The sequence below is a fragment of the Bradyrhizobium sp. 26S5 genome (assembly GCF_036923295.1).
GTDB lineage: Bacteria > Pseudomonadota > Alphaproteobacteria > Rhizobiales > Xanthobacteraceae > Bradyrhizobium > Bradyrhizobium septentrionale.
Window position 1 is genome coordinate 5927914 of record NZ_CP145948.1, and the last position, 18771, is coordinate 5946684.

The window sequence follows — 18771 nt, forward strand, 5'->3', positions numbered from 1 at the left end:
ATGGCCGGCGATCTTGCGCTCGACCCCGTCACATTCGAAGTGCTGAAGAATTCCTTCATCACCAGCGTCGACCAGATGGGCGAGCAGGTCTTAAGGACCTGCTACTCGTTCGTGATCTACAACCGCGACTTCTCGAGCGCCCTGCACGACGCCAAAGGTGAATGCGCAGCCCAGGGCAATCAGGACATCGCGGTTCATGTCGGCACGCTGCACTTCACCTGCAAGGACGTCATGCGCCACTTCGAGGGTGACATGCATGAAGGCGACGTGTTTGCGATCAACGACCCCTATGCCGGCGGCACGCATTTCTCCGACGTGCGCCTGATCCGGCCGATCTTCGCCGACGGCAAGATCATCGCCTTCAGCCAGTCCAACGGGCATTGGTCCGACGTCGGCGGCAGCGTGCCGGGCTCGTTCGACGTCGCCGCCCGCGAGATGTTCCGCGAGGGGCTGCGCATCACACCGATCCGCCTGTTCGACAAGGGACGCTTCTGCAAGGACGTTGCGCACCTGATCGCCTCCAACACCCGCGATCCGGCGTCGATCATCGGCGACATCCAGGCGCAGGCCGAGGCGACCGCGGTCTGTGAGCGCGAGATCCTGCGCCTGGTCAACAAATATGGCCGCGACACCGTCGAGACCGGGCTCGCCGCCGTTCAGGACTATGTCGAGCGCTCGGCACGCCAGCGGATCGCAGCGCTCCCCGACGGCGAATGGGAGACCGTCGACTTCATCGACCGCGACCCCGCCGGCGGCGAAGGCATGATCCCGATCAGGATCAAAATGACGATCAAGGGCGACCGCGCGATCTACGATTTCACCGGAAGCCATCCAACCATCGGCTCGATCTACAATTCGGCGTTCGGCGCCACCTTCTCGGCGGTGGCGGCCGGCATGAAGACCTTCTTCCCTGATTTGCCGCTCAACTCCGGGTTCTATCGCTGCTTCGACATCATCGCGCCGGAGGGCTCGATCGTCGACGCCAAATGGCCGATCGCGGTCACCGGCTTCCTGATGCCGTTCGAGAAGATCATGAATTCGATCTACGAGATGTGGTCGAAGCTGATGCCGGAGCGCGCGCTCGCCTGCGCCTTCAACCTCGAATATCTGCTCACCGGCGGCCTCGACGCCCGTAGCTCCGACAAGCCGATCTTCATGTTCTACGACTGGCTGCCCGGCGGCTGGGGCGGGCGCAACGGCAAGGACGGCAGCAACGTCACCACCGCCTGCTTCGGAACCGGGCTGATGTCGCAGCCCGTCGAGGGCCAGGAGCGCGCCAACCCGATCCTGACCACGAAGTGCGAGATCCTCACCGACTCGTCCGGGCCCGGCAAATGGCGCGGCGGCGCCGGCGTCGAGAAGGTGTCGCGGATGTTGCAGGCAGAGAAGACCGTGATCTCCTACATCTGCGACCGCGAACGCGCCGTCGTCTGGGGGATCGAGGGCGGCCTGCCATCGATGCCGCACGGCCTGACCTTGCATCGTGCCGGCAGCAAGGCCAAGGAACGGCTCGGCTCGATCTTCTCCGACGTTCCGATCGGTGAAGGCGACGTGTTCGCGCGGCCGACCGCCGGCGGCGGCGGCTTCGGCGACCCGCTCGAGCGCGATCCGCGCCTCGTGATCGAAGACATCAAGGACGATTACGTCTCGGTCGCGCGCGCCGCCAAGGACTATGGCGTGGTGGTGCAGATCCTCGACGCCGAGCTTTGCGAATACGAGGTCGACAAGGCCGCGACCGATGCGCTGCGCACCCGGATCAGGCGCGAACGCGTCGCCAATGTGCGGCTCGATCCGGAAATCGTGGCCCAGCGCTACCGCAGCGGCGCGCTCGACGTACTCGACGTGATCCGCCAGCACGCCGTGATCCTCGACTGGGGCAGCGGCGCGCTGCTTCCCGAATCCACGCGTCAGTTCCGCGAAGTCTTCGAGCGGCGCTCGGTCGCCAACTGGGCCGCGGACTGATCCGACCCGATACCGCGCCGCCCGCCGGCGGCACGGCGCGTGCATGCCTCACCTTCAATTCGAACAACGAGGACAGACCATGACCAACCATCCCGCCAATCGGTTTCGACCGATCCGCTCCACCCTCGGCATCCTCACTAGCCTTGCCGTCACGAGCCTTGCCCTTGCCGGCGCGATCGCGCCGGCGTCGGCCGAGACGCCGTGGTTTCCGATGAAGGTCTATGACGCTTCGTCCGGCACACCGAAGCCGGCGGAGTACACGCCGCTGCCGAAGGCCGAGAAGCCCTACAAGCTCTGCGTGCTGTTCCCGCACATGAAGGACAGCTTCTGGGTCGCGGTCGCCTACGGCATCGTGAAACAGGCCGAGGCCATGAACGTCAACATGACGCTGTATGAGGCCGGCGGCTACGAGAACCTCCCCAAGCAGCTGTCGCAATTCGACGACTGCATGGCGAGCGGGCCGGACGCGATCATCGTCGGCGCCATCTCCGGCGCGGGCCTCAGCAAGAAATTCGAGGAAGCCAAGGCCAAGGGCGTGCCGGTCGTGGGGGTCACCAACCCGCTGCCGCCCAACGCCCTGCCCGCAGCCAACTATGTCGACTTTGTCGCCATGGGAGAGGTCACCGGCGAAGGCCTGCTCGCGCAGACCAAGCCCGGCGACAAGCTCAACATCGTCACGTTCCCCGGTCCTGCCGGCTCGGGCTGGGCGGAATCGTTCAACGAGGGCTTCAAGAAGGCGGTCGCCAAGAACGCGAACGCCAAGATCCTGGCCGAGAAGTTCGGCGACTCCGGCGTCGCAGTGCAACTTCAGCTCATCCAGGACGCGCTGCAGGCCTACCCCAGCATGAACGTGATCTGGGGCACCGCTCCCACCGCTGAAGCTGCCATCGGCGCAGTCGCCGAAGCCGGACGAAATGACCTGAAGATCGTGTCGTCCTATGAAAACCAGGCGATGCTCGACGCGCTCACCCGCGGCGACGTCCTCGCCTTCGCAACCCAGTATCCGGTTGGCGAAGGCGCGATCGCAATCGACCAGGCTGTGCGTCTGATCGAGAAGAAGCCGGTGATGGCGCTTGTGCAGCCGATCGCCGCCGTGATCGACAAGACCACCGTCCCGAAATTGCAGATGGATCTCGTGCTGGCGCCGGCAAGCTGGACGCCGGTCTATTCGGTCAAGGCCAAGTAAGCAGCAAGTAAGCGCCAGGTAAGCCCCGGCAACGCATCGCGGGCGGGAGCCAGATGCTCTCGCCTGCTTGCCGGACCGGCACGGAGAAGCTGATGGATGCCGACACCGACTTGAATCGAACCGAGCCGCTGCTCGCACTCCGGGGCATCTCGAAGCGATTCGCCGGCGTCCGGGCGCTTGATCGGGTCGATCTCGATGTCCGCGCGGGCGAACTGCACGTCTTGTTCGGCGAGAACGGCGCCGGCAAATCGACTTTGATCAATGTGGTGTCCGGCACCTTTCCCGCCGACGAAGGCACGTTCCATTTCGGCGGCCAGGAGATCCGCCATTTCACGCCGCAGCGGGCGCGCGCCATCGGCATCAGCCCGGTGTTCCAGGAATTTTCACTGGTTCCCAGCCTCACGGTGGAAGAGAATCTGTTCCTCGGTCGCGAGGTTTCGAACGGTGGTGTTTTGCGTGCACGAGAGATGCGCAAGCGCGCGACGGCGCTGATCGACGAGCTCGGCTTCGACCTCGATCCCTCGCAGCGGGTCGATGATCTCTCGCGCGCGCACCAGCAGATGACCGAGATTGCCAAGGCCCTGCTCGGCCGGGTGCGGCTGTTGATCCTTGATGAGCCGACCGCCTCGCTGACCGAGCGGGAGACCGGACGGCTGTTCGAATTGATTGCCCGGCTGAAGCGCCAGAATGTCGGGCTGATCTACGTCTCGCACCGCATGCGCGAGATCCGCGCGCTCGCCGATCGTGTGACCGTGCTGCGCGACGGCCGCCATATCCGCACCCTCGAGGCTGCCTCCTCGACGGATGGCGAGCTGGTCGAGCTGATGACCGGCCGCAAGATCGACCTGTTGTTTCCGGCGATCACGCACCAACCCGACAAGGTGATGGTCGATGTCGAAAACCTGACGCTCGCCGACGACAGCGTTCGCGACGTGAACTTCTACGCCCAGGCCGGCGAGATCACGGGCATTGCGGGCCTCGTCGGCTGCGGCAAATCGGAGCTGATCCGGGCGATCTACGGACTTGCGCCGATTGCCTCGGGCGTGGTCCGGCTCGACGGCCTGCCCTACGAATTCCCGGCGCCACGGCGCAGCCTGAAGAACGGCGTCGCCTATTTCCCCGCCAACCGGATCGCCGAAGGGCTGGCGCTGTCGCGCCCGATCCGCGAGAACGCATCGATGACCGCGCTCGACCTGCCCGCCTTCGCCCGCTTCGGCATGCTGCGACAGACCGCCGAGCGCGTCACGATCGCCGGCATCATGGAGCGGTTGCAGCTCAGGCCGCCCAATATCGAGCGCATCGCCGGTGCGCTGTCCGGCGGCAACCGTCAGAAAGTGATGCTCGGCCGCGCCCTGACCCGCGAGCTGACCGTATTCCTGTTCGACGAGCCGAGCGTCGGCATCGACGTCGGCGCCAAGCTTGAAGTCTACGAGTTCATGAAACGCCTGGTCGAGGCTGGTGCCGCGGTGGTTGTGGTGTCGTCCGAACTGCCGGAAGTGTTGGCACTGTCGAACCGGCTCTACGTCATGCACAACGGCCGGATCGCTGCCGAGTTGAAGGGCGCCGAGAAGACCGAGCAGAACGTGCTTGCGAGCTTCTTCAGGGATCACCTCACGGCGGAGGTCGCATGAACACGGCCCTCGCCGCCTCCCGACCGCAGACATCGATCGGCCTTCGATCGATCGCCGGGCGGATCGGCTTCCTGCCGGCGCTTCTGGTGGCACTCGTTGCCGGCATGTCGGCGATTGATCCGCAGTTCTACGGCATCATCAATATCCTCAACATCCTGCGCAACGCGTCGTTTCTGGCCATCGTCGCCTGCGGCCAGGCGCTGGTGATCATCGCAGGCGGCTTCGACCTCTCGGTCGGCGCCGTCGTTGCACTGGCGAGCGTGGTGACCGCCAAGACCATGGCGCTCACGGCGGCGGCGTTTCCCGGCAACAACGCCCTCATCATCGCAAGCGGCGTCGCCGCCGGGCTCGGCTGCGGGCTGGTGGTCGGGCTGGTCAACGGCTTCTGCGTCGCGAAGCTCAAGGTCTCCGGCTTCGTGGTCACCCTGGGCACGATGTCAGCGACCGCAGGCGTCGGCCTCATGATCACGAGCGGCATCCCGGTCTACGGCATGCCGGAAGTCTTCGTGAAGGGCTTTGGGCGCGCCCAGGTGTTCGGCCTGCCGACCGCGGTCTATATCGCGCTCGCCGTCATCGCCGTGATGGTGTTCGTGCAACGGCGCACGCTGTTCGGCCGCTACGTCTATGCGATCGGCGGCAATGTCGACGCCGCCGTGGTGTCGGGCGTCTCGGTCCAGCGCCACATCGTCGGCACCTATGTCGTGTCCAGCGTACTCGCCGCACTCGCCGGAATCCTGCTCACCGCGCAGGTCGGCTCCGGCCAGGCGAGCTTTGGCGGCGACCGCATGATGTTGCAGTCGATCGCCGCAGCCGTGATCGGCGGCGTCAGCCTGCGCGGCGGTGTCGGCCGGATCGAGATCGTCGCCATCAGCGCGCTGTTCCTGACCATCCTCGGCAACGCGCTCAATTTGCTGCACATCGACTCCCGCCTGCAGCCGGTGTTCCTCGGCGTTATCATGGTCGCTGCCGTGGCGCTGGACGAACTCAGCCGACGGAGCAAATCCCGTGTCTGACGTCGAACTGTCCGTCGCCGCCAAGGATACGAGCCTTGCAAAGAGGCTGCCGGCCCAGTGGCTCTGGCGCGCGATGCTGCCGATTGCGCTGGTCGTTCTGCTGCTCGGCTTTGCCGCGGTCGACGGCCGCGTGCTCTCGCCTGCCAATTTGCTCAACATCGCGCAGCAGACCAGCTATCTCGCGCTGTTCGCGATGGCACAGACTGTGGTGATCCTGACCCGCGGCTTCGACCTCGCGCTGGGCCCGACGGTGTCGATGGTCAGCGTCGGCACCGCGCTGGCGATGGCGGGCGCCACGGCATCGGGCCATGACACGACCGCGGTGCTGCTCGCCGGGCTCGCGGCCGGTTTCGGCCTTGGCATCGCCTGCGGCCTGTTCAACGGCGTGGTGATCGCGCTGCTCGGCGTGAACCCCTTCGTGGCGACGCTTGGCAGCTACAATATCGCGATCGGTGTCGCGACGACGCTGTCGGCGGGACGGCCGGTACAAGGCGTGCCGAGCACGTTCTCGCAGATCTTTTACGGCGGCAACGTTCTCGGCGTCCCCGCCGCAATCGCAATCACAATTGCAGTCGGGCTCGTGCTACATTTGACGCTGGTGCGCACCGTCTTTGGCCGCTCGCTCTACATCATCGGCACCAACCCGCGCGCCGCGGCGGTGGCGGGCTTGCCGGTGAAGCGAATCCTGACCTTGACCTATGTGCTGTGCTCGGTGCTCGCCGCGCTTGGCGCCATCATGATGACGGCGCGCACCGGCTCCGGCGAGCCGAATCTCGGTGGCTCACTGTCGCTGCAGGCGATCGCCGGCGCCGTGGTCGGCGGAACCAGCCTCGCAGGTGGCCGCGGCGGGGTCGGCACTGCGGTGCTCGGCGCCCTGTTCGTCACCATCCTGTCCAACGGCATGAACCTCACCCGCATCGATGGCTACGTCCAGATGGTCGTGCTCGGCGCGATCGTCATCATCGGCGTGCTGCTCGATCGCCTGCGACAGGAGCGAAGCCAATGACGGCCGGGTCTCAAGTGCAAGACGATCGGACAGTATCGATCTACGTTGCGCCCTCATTGCCGGCGGCACTCGATGCGCTGGCCGACTACGGCCCTGCCGGTGCCCCCTTTGCCGGCGGCACCTGGATCATGCGGTCACCGATCCGGCACGAACCGCTCAGGCCGCATTATGTCGCGATCGGCAAGATCGGCGAACTCAGTGCGATCCGGATCGGCAAGAATGCCATCGAGATTGGCGCGGCGGTGACGCACGCAGCGCTGGCGGCGGCGTTGGCCGGCCTTCCGGAATTCGGCGTGCTCGCGGCAGCTGCCGGCAGCTCGGCCAACCCGGCCGTTCGCGCGCTGGCAACGGTCGGCGGCAATCTGTCGGCGACGGATTTCTACGCCGCCGATTGCGTGCCGGCGCTGCTCTGTCTCGATGCCGCGGTCGAGATTGCAAGCCGTGACGCCAGCGAGCGCATGAGCCTGGTCGACTTCCTCAAGCGGCGATCGACATTCCTGCCTGGCCGGTTGCTCACCAGGATCATCGTGCCCCGGACAGAACGCAGGACCGCGCATACCCGCCTGCCGCTGCGCAAATCAGGCGACTATCCCGTCGCGATCGTCAGCCTCTCCGTGAATGTCGATACCGCCAGCCGTGTTCAGGCGGTCCGGATCGCCGTCGGTTCCGTCGAACAGACCCCGCGCCGCTGGGGGCAGCTCGAAGCTGCCTTGCTTGGCGCAGTGCTCGATCCCGCGCGGGTGGCCGATATCGCCGCAGGGCTGACGGCGGAGTTCACCGGCCGGGACAGCGTCGAGGTTCCGCCCTGGTATCGCGTGAGCGTGCTGCCGAGCCTGGTGCGCCGCGCGGCTGCCGTCGCGCGTGGCGAATGAAACGATGATGGAGGCAGCGGGCATGGTCTTCACCCTGAGCGTCAACGGCGACCGCCTCGCCACGACCGCCGATCCCGTCACGCCTCTCGTCGACGTCCTGCGCGAGGAGTTTCACCTGACCGGCGCCAAGCCGGTCTGCCGCGAAGGTTTCTGCGGCGCCTGCATGGTGCTGGTCGACGGCAAGCCCGCGCCCTGATGCCGGTGGCGCTCGCAGCCGATTGCGAGATCCGCACGGTCGAAGGCCTCGCCGGCGGCGGCGCGCTCAACCCGATCCAGCAGGCGCTGGAGACCTGCGATGCCGTTCAGTGCGGCATGTGCTTTCCCGGCATGGTGGTGACCCTGACGCATCTTCTGACGACCACATCAGGCGCAACGCGCGACGACATCCGCGCGGCGCTGACCGGCAACATCTGCCGTTGCACCGGATATGAACGGATTATCGACGCCGCCATGCTGGCGCTCGCGGCGACTTGATGGGAGGCGCAGCGATGGCCGATGTTTCAGCGACCATGGATCTCCGGCGCCGCGATGCAAGCGACAAGCTGCGCGGCCGCACCCGCTATACCATCGATCGTTACTTGCCCGGCATGCTGCACGCGGCGGTGCTGCGCGCCAGCGTTCCCGCGGGGCGTATCGTTCGTCTCGACACCGCAAAGGCTACGCGCATGCCCGGCGTGCATGCCGTCGTGACGGCCGCCGACGCTCCCGGCAAGATCGGCATCGGCATCGCCGATCATCCATTGTTCGCGCGCGAGGTGATCCGCTACGACGGCGAGCCGCTGGCCGCGGTGGCCGCCAGCACGTTCGCCCAGGCGCAGGCCGCGCTTGCCGCGATCGAAGTCGAGATCGCACCGCTGCCGGCCGTGCTCACCATGTCCGAAGCGCTTGCGCCCGAAGCGCCGCTCGTTCACCCCGATTGGCGCGAGCATGAGATCCTGCTCGAAGGCGGCGCACGCGCGGGCAACGTCGCCTGGGAGGCGACCGTGGTCCGCGGCGATGTCGATGGCGCCTTCGCACGCACCGATGTCGAGATGGTCGAAAGCACGTTCCGCGTCGGGCGCCAGAATCATGTCGCCTTCGAGCCGCGCGCGGTCGTCGCCGACTATGAGGACGGACGTTTCCACATCGAGACATCGACTCAGGTCCCGTGGACCGTCCGCAATGCGACCGCGCGACTACTGGGTGTTCCCGCATCGCAGGTGCGGGTCACGGTGCCGCCGGTCGGTGGCGGCTTCGGCCTCAAATTCGATCTTGCGATTGAACCATTCGCCGCGCTTCTCGCCCGCGCCAGCGGACGGCCGGTGCGGCTGGTCAACTCGCGCGAGGAGGAAATGCTGACCTGCCTGTTCCGCGAGAACGCCGAGATCCGCATCCGGTCGGCCGTGACGCGCGACGGCGAGATCGTCGGGCGCGAAGCCGTCGTGCTGATGGACTGCGGAGCATATGGCGGCGAGCAGATCTTCCTGACCACCATGACCGCGCACACGCTCGGCGGCAACTACCGGCTCGGTTCGGTGCGGCTGGTCTCGCGTGCGGTCTACACCAACACTGCGCCGAACGGCGCGTTCCGCTGCTGCAACGGCGTCTACAACACCTTCGCACTGGAGCGGCACACCGACGAGATCGCGCAACGCATCGGCATGGATCCGCTTGCCTTCCGCCGCCGCAATGTGCTCGGCGACGGCGATCTCGGCGCCACCGGTCAGGTATTCGAGGGCGACGTGCTCGGGCCGATGCTGCAGCGGATGGACACGCTACGCGATCCAGCAGCGCCGCCGCGTGAGCTTGCGGATGGCCGGCTCTACGGCCGCGCCACCACGGTCGGCACCTGGTTCGTCTTTGTCGGCCCGTCGGCGGCGACCGTGAACATGAATGCCGATGGCACGGCGACGCTGGTGACGTCGGGCGTCGAGATCGGCTCAGGCTCGATGATGCAGAGCCTGCCCCAGATCGTCGCCAGCACGCTCGGCATCCCGCCTGAAACCGTGATCGTGCGCGCCGCCGACACCGACGCCGCCGGCTATGATGTCGGCGTCGGCGGCGGCCGCACCACGGTCTCGCTCGGCGCCGCGAGCCTGTCGGCCGCGCAGGAGGTTCGCACCAAGCTGCTCAAGGTCGCCTCCGAGTGGATCGAAGCGGCGCCTGAAGACCTCGTGATGCGCCAGGGACGGATCGAGATCGCCGGCGCGCCGGGGTCCGGCCGCACCATCGCCGAGGTCGCGGCGCGCGCCCAGGCGCAGATCGGTCCGATCTCCGGCACCGGCGCCTCCACCGGAGCCGGCGTGCAGGCGATGCCGGGATGCGTTGCCGGTCACTTCATCGGTGCGATCGATATCCCGATCTTCGCCGTCCACGACTGCGAGGTCGCCGTCGACCCGGAGACCGGCCATGTCGAGGTGCTCGCCTATCGCGTCGTCCAGGATGTCGGCCGCGCACTGAACCCGCGCGCGATCCAAGGCCAGATCCAGGGCGGCGTCGTGCAGGGACTTGGCTACGCCCTGCACGAGGAGGTGACGATCGGCGCCAACGGCCGGGTCTGCCAGAACGGCTTCGAGACCTACCGCGTGCCGCTGGCGCTCGACGTCGTTCCGGTCGAGATCAGCCTCTACGAGGACGCGCCGTCGATCGGACCTCTCGGCACCAAGGGCGCGGGCGAGGTCCCGATCCTGAATGTCGGCGCGGCCGTGGCATGTGCGGTGGCAAATGCGACGGGAAAGCGCGTCCAGGAATTGCCGCTGACGCCGCCGCGCGTGCTCGAGCTGCTGCTCGACCGCAAACAGGACCTCGCATTGACGCACATCGCAGCGGCCTGGGCGGACAATCTCGTCCGCCCTCACAACCAATCGGATCGCTCGTGAAGACTAAGTGAGCGCCAACCCGCGACGTCAGTTCGATCCGACGAGCGGCGTTATGGAGAGACTATTTCCGCCGATGGCAGGCTGACGATCTGCAGCGCGCCGACCTCCCGGGGCAATGGCGCCCCGAGCATAAGCGAGAGCTGATGCGATGCGTCGGTGAGGCAGGACGCCAGCGCCTGCAGGTCGGCCCGGCGGATGCGTTCGATGGGGCCGCTCACCGTCATCGCACCCATCAGCGCGCCGTCGTGTCCGAAGACGGCGGTGGAGAGCGAGGCCGTCACGGCGTCGTAGACTCCCGAACTGACGAACACATGCACACCGTCATTCATGCGATCCGCAAAGTGGGCCGTCTGCAGCACCTGTCCCGTCGAGGTCAAATCGAGCGGTGCGAGATTTGTCGGCCGCGCGACATCGCGCACGAGCTGGGGCGAATCCACCCGAAACAGGCAGAGCCGGCTATCGCGTTCGCGCACGTGGAACGCGCTGCTCTCCAACGTTTCCTGGCTTAGCCGCTGAAGCACCGGCAGCACATGCTGTTCGAGATTGAAATTGGCCCGATAGGTGGTACCGAGCTGGAACGTCTTTGCACCGAGCGCGTAGCGGCCGTCGCTGAGGCGGACGACGTAGCCGGCCTCATCCAGCGACACCAGCGAGCGCATCACGGTCGGCTTCGCCAAACCCGTGATCCTGGCGATGTCGGCCAGGCTGCGCGACCCGGCTCCAGCGAAGGTATCCAGGATCGCCAGCGCACGTTGCACGGCGGCGACCCCCTGCGTCTTGGGCATCGAAATCCCCTGTCCTGCCGATTCCGGGTTGACCTCGGCGCGTTGCCATTACACTATGCGTAACGGCGCTCCATTTTCAATGGGGTTCAGCATGGCCGTAGGGTTCAGGATCCTTTCCCGCAGGCGCGTGGTCGCAGGCGAATGGGTCGAGCGGGCGCGCGCCCTTCCGGTCGCCAATATCAGTGACGTGATGTCACGCATGGCCTCGGGCGGCGCCACGCTTCGGCCGATGCATGCGGCTGGCGGCATGGCCGGTCCCGCTTTGACCGTGAAGACCCGCCCCGGCGACAATCTGATGGTCCACAAGGCGCTCGACATGGCGGTTGCCGGCGACGTCATCGTCGTCGACGCCGGTGGCGACCTCAGCAACGCAATCTTCGGCGAGATGATGCTCGCGCAGGCGGCCCGGCGCGGCGTCGCCGGCATCGTTGTCCATGGTGCGATCCGTGATGCCGCCGCCATCCGCGCGAACCGCCTTCCCGTGTTCGCGGTGGGTGTCACCCATCGCGGTCCCTATAAGGACGGTCCGGGTGAGATCAACGGACCGATCGCGATCGGCGGCATGGTCATCCAGTCCGGCGATTTGGTGTTGGGCGACGACGATGGCGTGCTCGCCGTCGCCATCGATGATTGCCGAGCGGTGATCGAGGCCGCCGAAGCCAAGCAGGCCGCCGAGACCAAGCAAATGGCGGCGATCGAAGCCGGTACGCTCGATCGTAGCTGGGTCGACGCCTCGCTCCGCCGTCTCGGTTGCGAGATGCCAGAGGTCTAGCGATGGCCGGGCGTACGATCTCCGAGAAGATCCTCGCTCGAAAATCCGGGCAGGATGCGCGCGCCGGGGACCTCGTGGTCTGCGAAGTCGATTGCGCGCTCGGCACCGACGGTTCGGTCCCGATGGCGCTCGACTATTTCAAGGCGATGGGCGGGAAGAGCGTACGCGATCCCACGCGACTGGTGTTTGCGCTCGACCACTATGTGCCGCCGACGAGCCCGCAGACGATCGAACTGCACCGCGTGATCCGAGACTTCGCCAAGCGGTTCGATGTCACACTGCATGAGGCCGGCGAAGGCATCGGCCACCAGCTCATCGTCGAGACGGGCCGCGCGCTGCCGGGCGGCTTGGTCGTCGGAGCCGACAGCCACGCCGTGACCTACGGGGCGCTGAATTGCTTTGCGACCGGGATCGGCTCATCCGATCTCGCCGCCATCATGCTGTGCGGCCGGATCTGGTTGCGGGTGCCGGATTCGATCCGCGTCGTTCTGGCCGGACAACTGCCGAGCGGCGTCTACGCGAAGGATATCGCATTGGCGCTCGCGGGCGTGCTCGGCGCTGACGGTGCCGCCTATCAGGCACTCGAATTCGCGGGACCGGGTGTCGCCACGCTCGCACTGGAGGACCGCCTCGTCCTGAGCAATCTTGCGGTCGAGATGGGAGCGAAGACCGGCATCTTCCCGGCCGCCGTTGAAACCGTCGCCTATCTGCAGGGCCGCACCGGCCAGGCTTTCGAGCCGGTCGCAGCGGATCCGGATGCGCGCTACAGCCGGACCGTGGAGATCGCGCTCGACGCCCTGACGCCACAGATCGCGTTGCCGCATCTGGTGGATCAGGTGGTGGCGCTCGAGGATGCGGCCGGCACGCCGGTGCAGATGGTCTATCTCGGCACCTGCACCGGCGGCAGGTTACGCGATTTCCATCAGGCCCTCGCCGTGCTCAAGGCGGGTGGAGGCGTCGCGCCCGGCGTGCAGCTCGTGGTCACGCCGGCATCGCGCGAGGTCCGCGACGCCATGGCGGCCGATGGCACGCTCGACGCCATGGTCGGCTTCGGCGCGACCGTGGTCGAGCCGGGCTGCGGCTCCTGCTGCGGGACCTGCGGGGTGATCCCCGGCGACGGGGTTTCGGTGATCTCGACCGCCAACCGCAACTTCAAGGGCCGCATGGGCAACGCCAAGGCATCGATCTACCTCGCCTCGCCGGCCGCCTGCGCAGCCGCCGCGACACGCGGTGTCGTGACCGATCCGCGCAAGGTGTCGCGATGACAGTTTTGCGAGGGCGCGCGCGACTGGTTGGCGACGACGTCAACACCGACTCCATCATCAGCTCGACCCGCAAGCGCGAGAGCCTCGACCCCGCCGTTCTCAGGCAATTCCTGTTCGAGCATGTCGACCCGGCCTTCGCGGCCTCAGTGCAGCCCGGAGACATCCTGGTGGCGGGCAAGAATTTTGGTTGCGGCTCGGCCATGGAAGTCGCCGTCACGACCGTGCTCGGGGCTGGCATTCCAGCAGTGATGGCGCGAAGCTTCTCACGCACCTACTACCGCAACGCCATCAACAACGGCCTGCTGCCGCTCGTCTGCGATACCGGCGAGATTCGCGAGGGCGACATCCTGAGCTCCGACGGCACCGGCGCGATCCGCAACGAACGCAGCGGCGAGACGCTCAGCCCGGAACCGCTGCCGCCGATCATGCTGGCGATCCTGCGCGCGGGCGGCCTCGTTCCCTACATGCGTCAGAACGGTGACTTCAAACTATGACCACCACAGATACTCGTTCCGCCATCGCCTCGACGGGCTACCGTCTCAGGCTTCCCGGTCCGACCGAAGTGCCCGAGCGGGTGCGGCAGGCGATGGCTCGAGTGATGGTCAACCATCGCGGTCCCGAATGCCGGACTGCGATCGGCGAGGCGGAGGAGATGATCCGCCCGATTCTGGGCACGACGAACCACGTCCTGTTCTTTGCCAGCTCCGGAACCGGCGTCATGGAGGCCGCGCTCGTCAACGTGGCCGGACCGGGCAGCCGGATCCTCGTGATCGAGCATGGTCAATTCGGTGAGCGTTTCACCACGATCGCCAAGGCCATGAACATCACCGTCGACACGGTCGCGATCGAGTGGGGCCAGCCGATCGATATCGCCGCGGTGGAGGCTCAGTTGCGCGAGCACGCCTATCGCGCCGTCGTCGTCGTGCACAATGAGAGCTCGACCGGGATCGTGGCCGATCTCGCGGCGCTCGGCGCGCTTATGCGCGACCGGCCAACGCTGCTCATCGCAGATTCCGTCAGCGGTCTCGGCGGCATCGAGATGCGGCAGGACGAATGGGGCGTCGACATCGTGGTCTCGGCCTCGCAAAAGGCCTTGATGTGCCCGCCCGGCCTCGCACTTGCCAGCGTGAGCGCCAAGGCGTGGCGCGTGATCGGGCAGGACGAAGGGCGATCCGTGTTCTATTGGGATTTCCGTCGCGCGCTGAAATCCGCGGAGCAGAACGAGACCCCGTTCACGGCGCCGGTCAGCCATATCTATGGCCTGCGTGAGGCCTTGACGATGATGCATGAGGAAGGCTTCCCCAATGTACTCGCGCGCCACAAGAAGCTTTCGGGCGCGCTGCGCGCCGGCGGCGCGGCGCTCGGGCTTGCAGATTTTTGCCGCGAAGAGCCGCGCTCGAGCACGGTCGTGGTCTTCAAGGTCCCCGACGGGCACGAAGGCGGAGCCATCGTGCGACAGCTCTACCAGGATCACCGCACGGTGATCGCAGGCGCCCGCAACCGTCTGTCAGGCCGCGTCATCCGGTTTGGCACGATGGGTGCTTTGAGCGCGGGGACCATTTTGACCGACCTTCTGCATCTCGAAGACGCACTCACGAAACTCGGCCTGCCGATCGAGCCCGGCGCCGGGCTCAAGTCGGCCACCGAGTACCTCGTCGCAACCACATGAGCAACCGCTGAACCTGCAAGGGCGAACCACGATGAGATCTCCTGCCCCCATCCTCGCCCGAGTCGTGACGCTCGCGGCATCGCTGTTCGCGGCTGGGCTGGCCTCGGCCCAGCAGAGCGTCGTGCTCTATTCGGCCAACGACGACACCGTGAACAAGCTTGTCGCCGAAGGCTTCGCCAAGGCGACAGGAATTAAAGTCGACGTGGTCTCGACCGGATCAGGTGTGCTGGTGCGCCGCGTCGCCTCCGAGGCCGCCAATCCGCAGGGCGACGTGATCTGGGGTGTCAGTGCGACGCTGCTGCGGCTGGCGAGCCCGCACCTTCAGGCTTACCCAGCCAAGGGCCGCGACGCCGTTCCGGCCCAATTCCGTGACCCAAACGACCTTTGGCTCGGTACCAACATCCAGGTCGTTGTGATCGGCCAGAACACCAAGGCGATCGACAAGGCCAGCGGGCCCAAAGCGTGGGCCGACCTCCTCGATCCGAAATGGAAGGGCAAGCTCGCCTTTACCGACCCGGTCAATTCCGGATTCTCATATGCGGCCGCGACCACGCTTCTCTCGCTGTGGGGCGCTGATGACGCAGCCTGGACCAAGATGGACGGGCTGCTTGCGAATGCGAAGGTGCTCAACCGCTCGACCCAGGTGTTCGACGGGATCGGCAGCGGCGAATATCCGCTTGGCATCACCCTCGAATATGCCGGCTTTCTGTGGGCCCATAATGGTGCACCGGTGAGCGTCGCCTATCCGGCCGAGGGCACATATGCGGGCGTCGAGGGCGCAGCCGTCCTGAAAGGCGGACCGAACCCCGAGCCTGCCAAACGGCTGGTCGACTATCTCGCCAGCAAGGAAGTCCAGGAGATGTTGCTGAAGGCGACCTTCCGGCGCCCTACCCGTCAGGATATCGAGCTCGAGGCAGTCGCACCCGGGATGCTGCCCTTCTCGGCGATCAAGGTGCTGCCCTATGACGACGTCAAATGGGAAGCAGCCCGGCGCGACACGCTCGCGCGGCTGAAGACCACGATCCAGAACACGCGCTGATCCGATGACCAGGATCCGGATTGAAAACCTGACCCGCACCTTCGGCGCGGTGCGGGCCGTGGACGACATCTCGCTCGACATCAAGCATGGCGAGCTGTTCACGCTGCTTGGGCCTTCGGGCTGCGGGAAGACGACACTGCTGCGCATGATCGCCGGCTTCGTCGATGTCGAATCCGGCTCCATTTCGTTCGACGACCGGCGCATCGATGCTCTGCCCGCGCATCGCCGCGACACCGGCATGGTGTTCCAGAACTACGCGATCTTCCCGAACCACACCGTCGCCGAAAACGTGGCCTACGGGCTGAAGGCCAGGAAGGTCCCGGTTGCCGAGATCGCATCGCGTGTCGACAAGGCCCTCGAGCGGGTGCGCCTTGCAGGCTACGGTCCCCGCTCGTCACACCAGCTCTCGGGTGGTCAGCTGCAACGCGTGGCAATCGCCCGCGCGCTCGTGATCGAACCCGCCGTACTGCTGTTCGACGAGCCCCTGTCCAATCTCGACGCGCAGCTGCGCACCGAAATGCGGATCGAGGTCCGACAGCTGCAGCAGGCGCTCGGTCTGACTGCGATCTACGTGACGCACGATCAGGAGGAGGCACTCGCCATCTCTGACCGCATCGCCGTCTTGCGTCACGGCAAGATCGAGCAAGTGGACACGCCGGAGCGCATCTATCGGATGCCGCAGACCGCCTTCGTCGCCGAGTTCCTCGGCTCGACCAATATGGTGCCGGGTATCGCGGGAGCTTTCGACGGCCGCAACACCAATGTCGCGGCAGCAGGAACGGAGTTCTCAGTCAGAGGCGAAGTCGCAACGCCAGGTGCAGCGGTGTTGCTGTCGGTCAGGCCGGAGGCCCTGCGGCTGGGCGACGGTTCCGGTGGCCCGCGTGTGCAAGCGCGTCTGGCGCTGCGCGAATTTCTCGGCCCAATGCAGCGTCTCCACGCAACCCTGCCGGACGGCACCCAAATTCGGATCGCGGCGCTCGGCGGCCAGGCGCTCGATGTCGCGCCCGGTGCGCCGCTCACCCTTGCCTACGACCCCGCCCAGATCACGGCGTATCCGGCGCCATGAAACGCTTCGCCACCATCGTGACGCTGGCGGCCCTGGTGCTGCTCGCGGTGTTTCTGCTCTACCCGCTGGCGCTCGTCCTGGATGCCAGCGTACGGGTCGACGGCACCGGCAGCCTGACGCTTGGGAACTATGCGGCGATTGTGAAGAGCCGCTACTATCTCGGCAGCATCGGCAACAGTCTGTTCTGCGCCGCGCTCGCCACAGCCCTCGCATGCGCGATCGGCATCCCGCTCGCTTTCTGTCTTGCCCGGATCGAGATACCCGGCCGCGCGCTGCTGCTGACGCTCGCGTCGCTGCCGCTGGTCCTGCCCTCCTTCGTCAGCGCCTACGCGCTCGTGCTGCTGTTCGGCCATGCCGGCGTCGTCACCACCGCATTGCGCGGCATCGGCATCCCGATCGGTTCGATCTACGGCCTGCCCGGCATCGTCATCGTGTTCACGTTGACGCTCTATCCATACGTCGTCATGCCCGTGCTGGCTGGTTTCCAGGCCGTCGACGCCTCGATGGAGGAGGCAGCGCGCAATCTCGGCGGTTCACGGCCCTATGTGATCCGCACCGTGCTACTGCCGATCGTGATGCCGGCGATCCTTGCCGGCGGACTCCTGGTGTTCATTGAGGCGCTGGAGAATTTCGGCGTGCCGGCCGTGCTGGCGGAGGACCGGCCGTTCCTGGCCGTCGACATCTTCAAGCTCTTCGCCGGCGAATCCGACGCCAACCCGGCCGCGGCGGGCGCGCTCAGCGTGCTCCTGATCGCCTGCACGGCGCTCGCGCTTCTCGTGCAACGGCACTATCTCGGCAAGCGCCGTTTCTCGACCAATGCGCGCAGCGCGCCCGCGAAATTGCCGCTGACGCCGGGACTGCGGCTCGTGGCCACGGTCGTGAGTTGGGGCATCGTGATCGCCTCGCTGCTGCCTTTCGCGGCGGTACTGATGATCTCCCTCCTCCGCTTCCGCGGCCCCGTCCTGACCTGGGAGTTCGGATTGGGCAATTACGCGACCCTGCTGTCGGGCTCCTATCGGCCGCTAATCAACACGCTGACGCTCGCCAGCATCGCGGCCGTCGCCACCATGCTGATCGGCGCGCCGATCGGCTATGTCGTGGCCCGGCACCGCTCCCGCCTGTCGGGGTTGCTCGACTTCGTCGGCATGGTGCCGTTCGCGGTGTCGGGCACGATCCTGGCGATTGGGCTCATCATCGCGTTCAACAGCGGTCCTTTGGTTCTGACGGGCGGCTGGCTGATCCTGGTCATCGCCTATGTCGTGCGCAAATTGCCCTTCGCGATCCGGTCGTCCTCGGCAATCGTGCATCAGCTCGATCCCTCGCTCGAGGAAGCCTCGATCAATCTCGGGGTCTCGCCGGCCAAAACCTTCGCGACGCTGACGGTGCCGTTGATGGCGAGCGGCCTTGTCGGCGGGCTGGTGCTGGTCTGGATCACCGCGGCATCCGAGTTGAGCGCGACCATTGTGCTCTATGCGAGCGGCTGGGTCACCACGACCGTCGTGATGTACCATGCGATCGAGGGCACCGGCGCGGGTCTCGCGGCCGCCGCGGCCGCGGTGCTCATCCTGGTCACCGCAATCCCGTTGCTTCTGATCAACCGGCGCATCAACAAGCAGGAAACGACGGTGATATGACGGCAGGACAGGA

Annotated in this window: 17 protein-coding genes; 16 read left to right on the forward strand and 1 reads right to left on the reverse strand. The window is 66.4% G+C overall.

Features of this window, described 5'->3' with window-relative positions; genetic code table 11:
• The 9 genes from V5279_RS27840 to V5279_RS27880 all read left to right on the forward strand — a co-directional run bounded on the left by V5279_RS27840 (position 1) and on the right by V5279_RS27880 (position 10528).
• Positions 1-1962 (forward strand): hydantoinase B/oxoprolinase family protein, encoded by a 1962-nt coding sequence (locus V5279_RS27840; protein WP_338690001.1) that lies wholly within the window; start codon positions 1-3, stop codon positions 1960-1962.
• Positions 1963-2041: 79 nt separating this feature from the next.
• On the forward strand, positions 2042-3148 hold the full coding sequence (torT, locus tag V5279_RS27845; protein ID WP_338690003.1) for a TMAO reductase system periplasmic protein TorT: 1107 nt from the start codon (positions 2042-2044) through the stop codon (positions 3146-3148).
• 92 nt (positions 3149-3240) lie between these two features.
• Positions 3241-4779, forward strand: a complete 1539-nt coding sequence (locus V5279_RS27850) for a sugar ABC transporter ATP-binding protein (protein ID WP_338690006.1) — start codon at positions 3241-3243, stop codon at positions 4777-4779.
• Positions 4776-5792: an ABC transporter permease gene (locus tag V5279_RS27855; protein WP_338690008.1), complete on the forward strand. Its 1017-nt coding sequence runs from the start codon at positions 4776-4778 to the stop codon at positions 5790-5792. Before V5279_RS27850 ends, V5279_RS27855 begins: the two co-directional genes overlap by 4 nt.
• A complete protein-coding gene (locus V5279_RS27860) occupies positions 5785-6798 on the forward strand; it encodes an ABC transporter permease (RefSeq protein ID WP_338690010.1) in 1014 nt (337 codons plus the stop codon). Before V5279_RS27855 ends, V5279_RS27860 begins: the two co-directional genes overlap by 8 nt.
• Positions 6795-7670: an FAD binding domain-containing protein gene (locus tag V5279_RS27865; protein WP_338690012.1), complete on the forward strand. Its 876-nt coding sequence runs from the start codon at positions 6795-6797 to the stop codon at positions 7668-7670. Before V5279_RS27860 ends, V5279_RS27865 begins: the two co-directional genes overlap by 4 nt.
• Positions 7671-7692: 22 nt before the next feature.
• Complete coding sequence (locus tag V5279_RS27870; protein WP_338690014.1) at positions 7693-7866, forward strand: 2Fe-2S iron-sulfur cluster-binding protein; 174 nt, start codon at positions 7693-7695, stop codon at positions 7864-7866.
• Positions 7866-8144: a (2Fe-2S)-binding protein gene (locus V5279_RS27875; protein ID WP_338690016.1), complete on the forward strand. Its 279-nt coding sequence runs from the start codon at positions 7866-7868 to the stop codon at positions 8142-8144. The genes V5279_RS27870 and V5279_RS27875 overlap by 1 nt, the downstream gene beginning before the upstream one ends.
• A 14-nt stretch (positions 8145-8158) precedes the next feature.
• Positions 8159-10528, forward strand: a complete 2370-nt coding sequence (locus V5279_RS27880; RefSeq protein ID WP_338690018.1) for a xanthine dehydrogenase family protein molybdopterin-binding subunit — start codon at positions 8159-8161, stop codon at positions 10526-10528.
• Positions 10529-10578: 50 nt separating this feature from the next.
• On the opposite strand, the gene V5279_RS27885 is transcribed toward V5279_RS27880, so the two are convergent.
• Positions 10579-11313 carry an IclR family transcriptional regulator gene (locus tag V5279_RS27885; protein WP_338690020.1) on the reverse strand — a complete coding sequence of 245 codons (735 nt, stop codon included), beginning with the start codon at positions 11311-11313 and terminating at the stop codon, positions 10579-10581.
• A 91-nt stretch (positions 11314-11404) separates the two neighbouring features.
• Here V5279_RS27885 and V5279_RS27890 point away from each other — a divergent pair, with 91 nt between their 5' ends.
• From V5279_RS27890 to V5279_RS27920, 7 genes are read left to right on the forward strand one after another with little or no spacing between them, the layout of a single operon-like run.
• Positions 11405-12085 (forward strand): RraA family protein, encoded by a 681-nt coding sequence (locus tag V5279_RS27890; protein WP_338690022.1) that lies wholly within the window; start codon positions 11405-11407, stop codon positions 12083-12085.
• Between the two features lie 2 nt (positions 12086-12087).
• Positions 12088-13350 (forward strand): aconitase/3-isopropylmalate dehydratase large subunit family protein, encoded by a 1263-nt coding sequence (locus V5279_RS27895; RefSeq protein WP_338690024.1) that lies wholly within the window; start codon positions 12088-12090, stop codon positions 13348-13350.
• A complete protein-coding gene (locus V5279_RS27900; RefSeq protein ID WP_166297481.1) occupies positions 13347-13844 on the forward strand; it encodes an alpha-IPM isomerase in 498 nt (165 codons plus the stop codon). Before V5279_RS27895 ends, V5279_RS27900 begins: the two co-directional genes overlap by 4 nt.
• Positions 13841-15019, forward strand: a complete 1179-nt coding sequence (locus V5279_RS27905) for an alanine--glyoxylate aminotransferase family protein (RefSeq protein ID WP_338690028.1) — start codon at positions 13841-13843, stop codon at positions 15017-15019. Before V5279_RS27900 ends, V5279_RS27905 begins: the two co-directional genes overlap by 4 nt.
• 31 nt (positions 15020-15050) lie before the next feature.
• A complete protein-coding gene (locus V5279_RS27910; protein WP_338690031.1) occupies positions 15051-16058 on the forward strand; it encodes an extracellular solute-binding protein in 1008 nt (335 codons plus the stop codon).
• 4 nt (positions 16059-16062) lie between these two features.
• Positions 16063-17124 (forward strand): ABC transporter ATP-binding protein, encoded by a 1062-nt coding sequence (locus tag V5279_RS27915; RefSeq protein ID WP_338690033.1) that lies wholly within the window; start codon positions 16063-16065, stop codon positions 17122-17124.
• Positions 17121-18758, forward strand: coding sequence for an iron ABC transporter permease (locus V5279_RS27920; protein WP_338690035.1), 1638 nt, complete (start codon positions 17121-17123; stop codon positions 18756-18758). The genes V5279_RS27915 and V5279_RS27920 overlap by 4 nt, the downstream gene beginning before the upstream one ends.
• Positions 18759-18771: the final 13 nt, after the last annotated feature.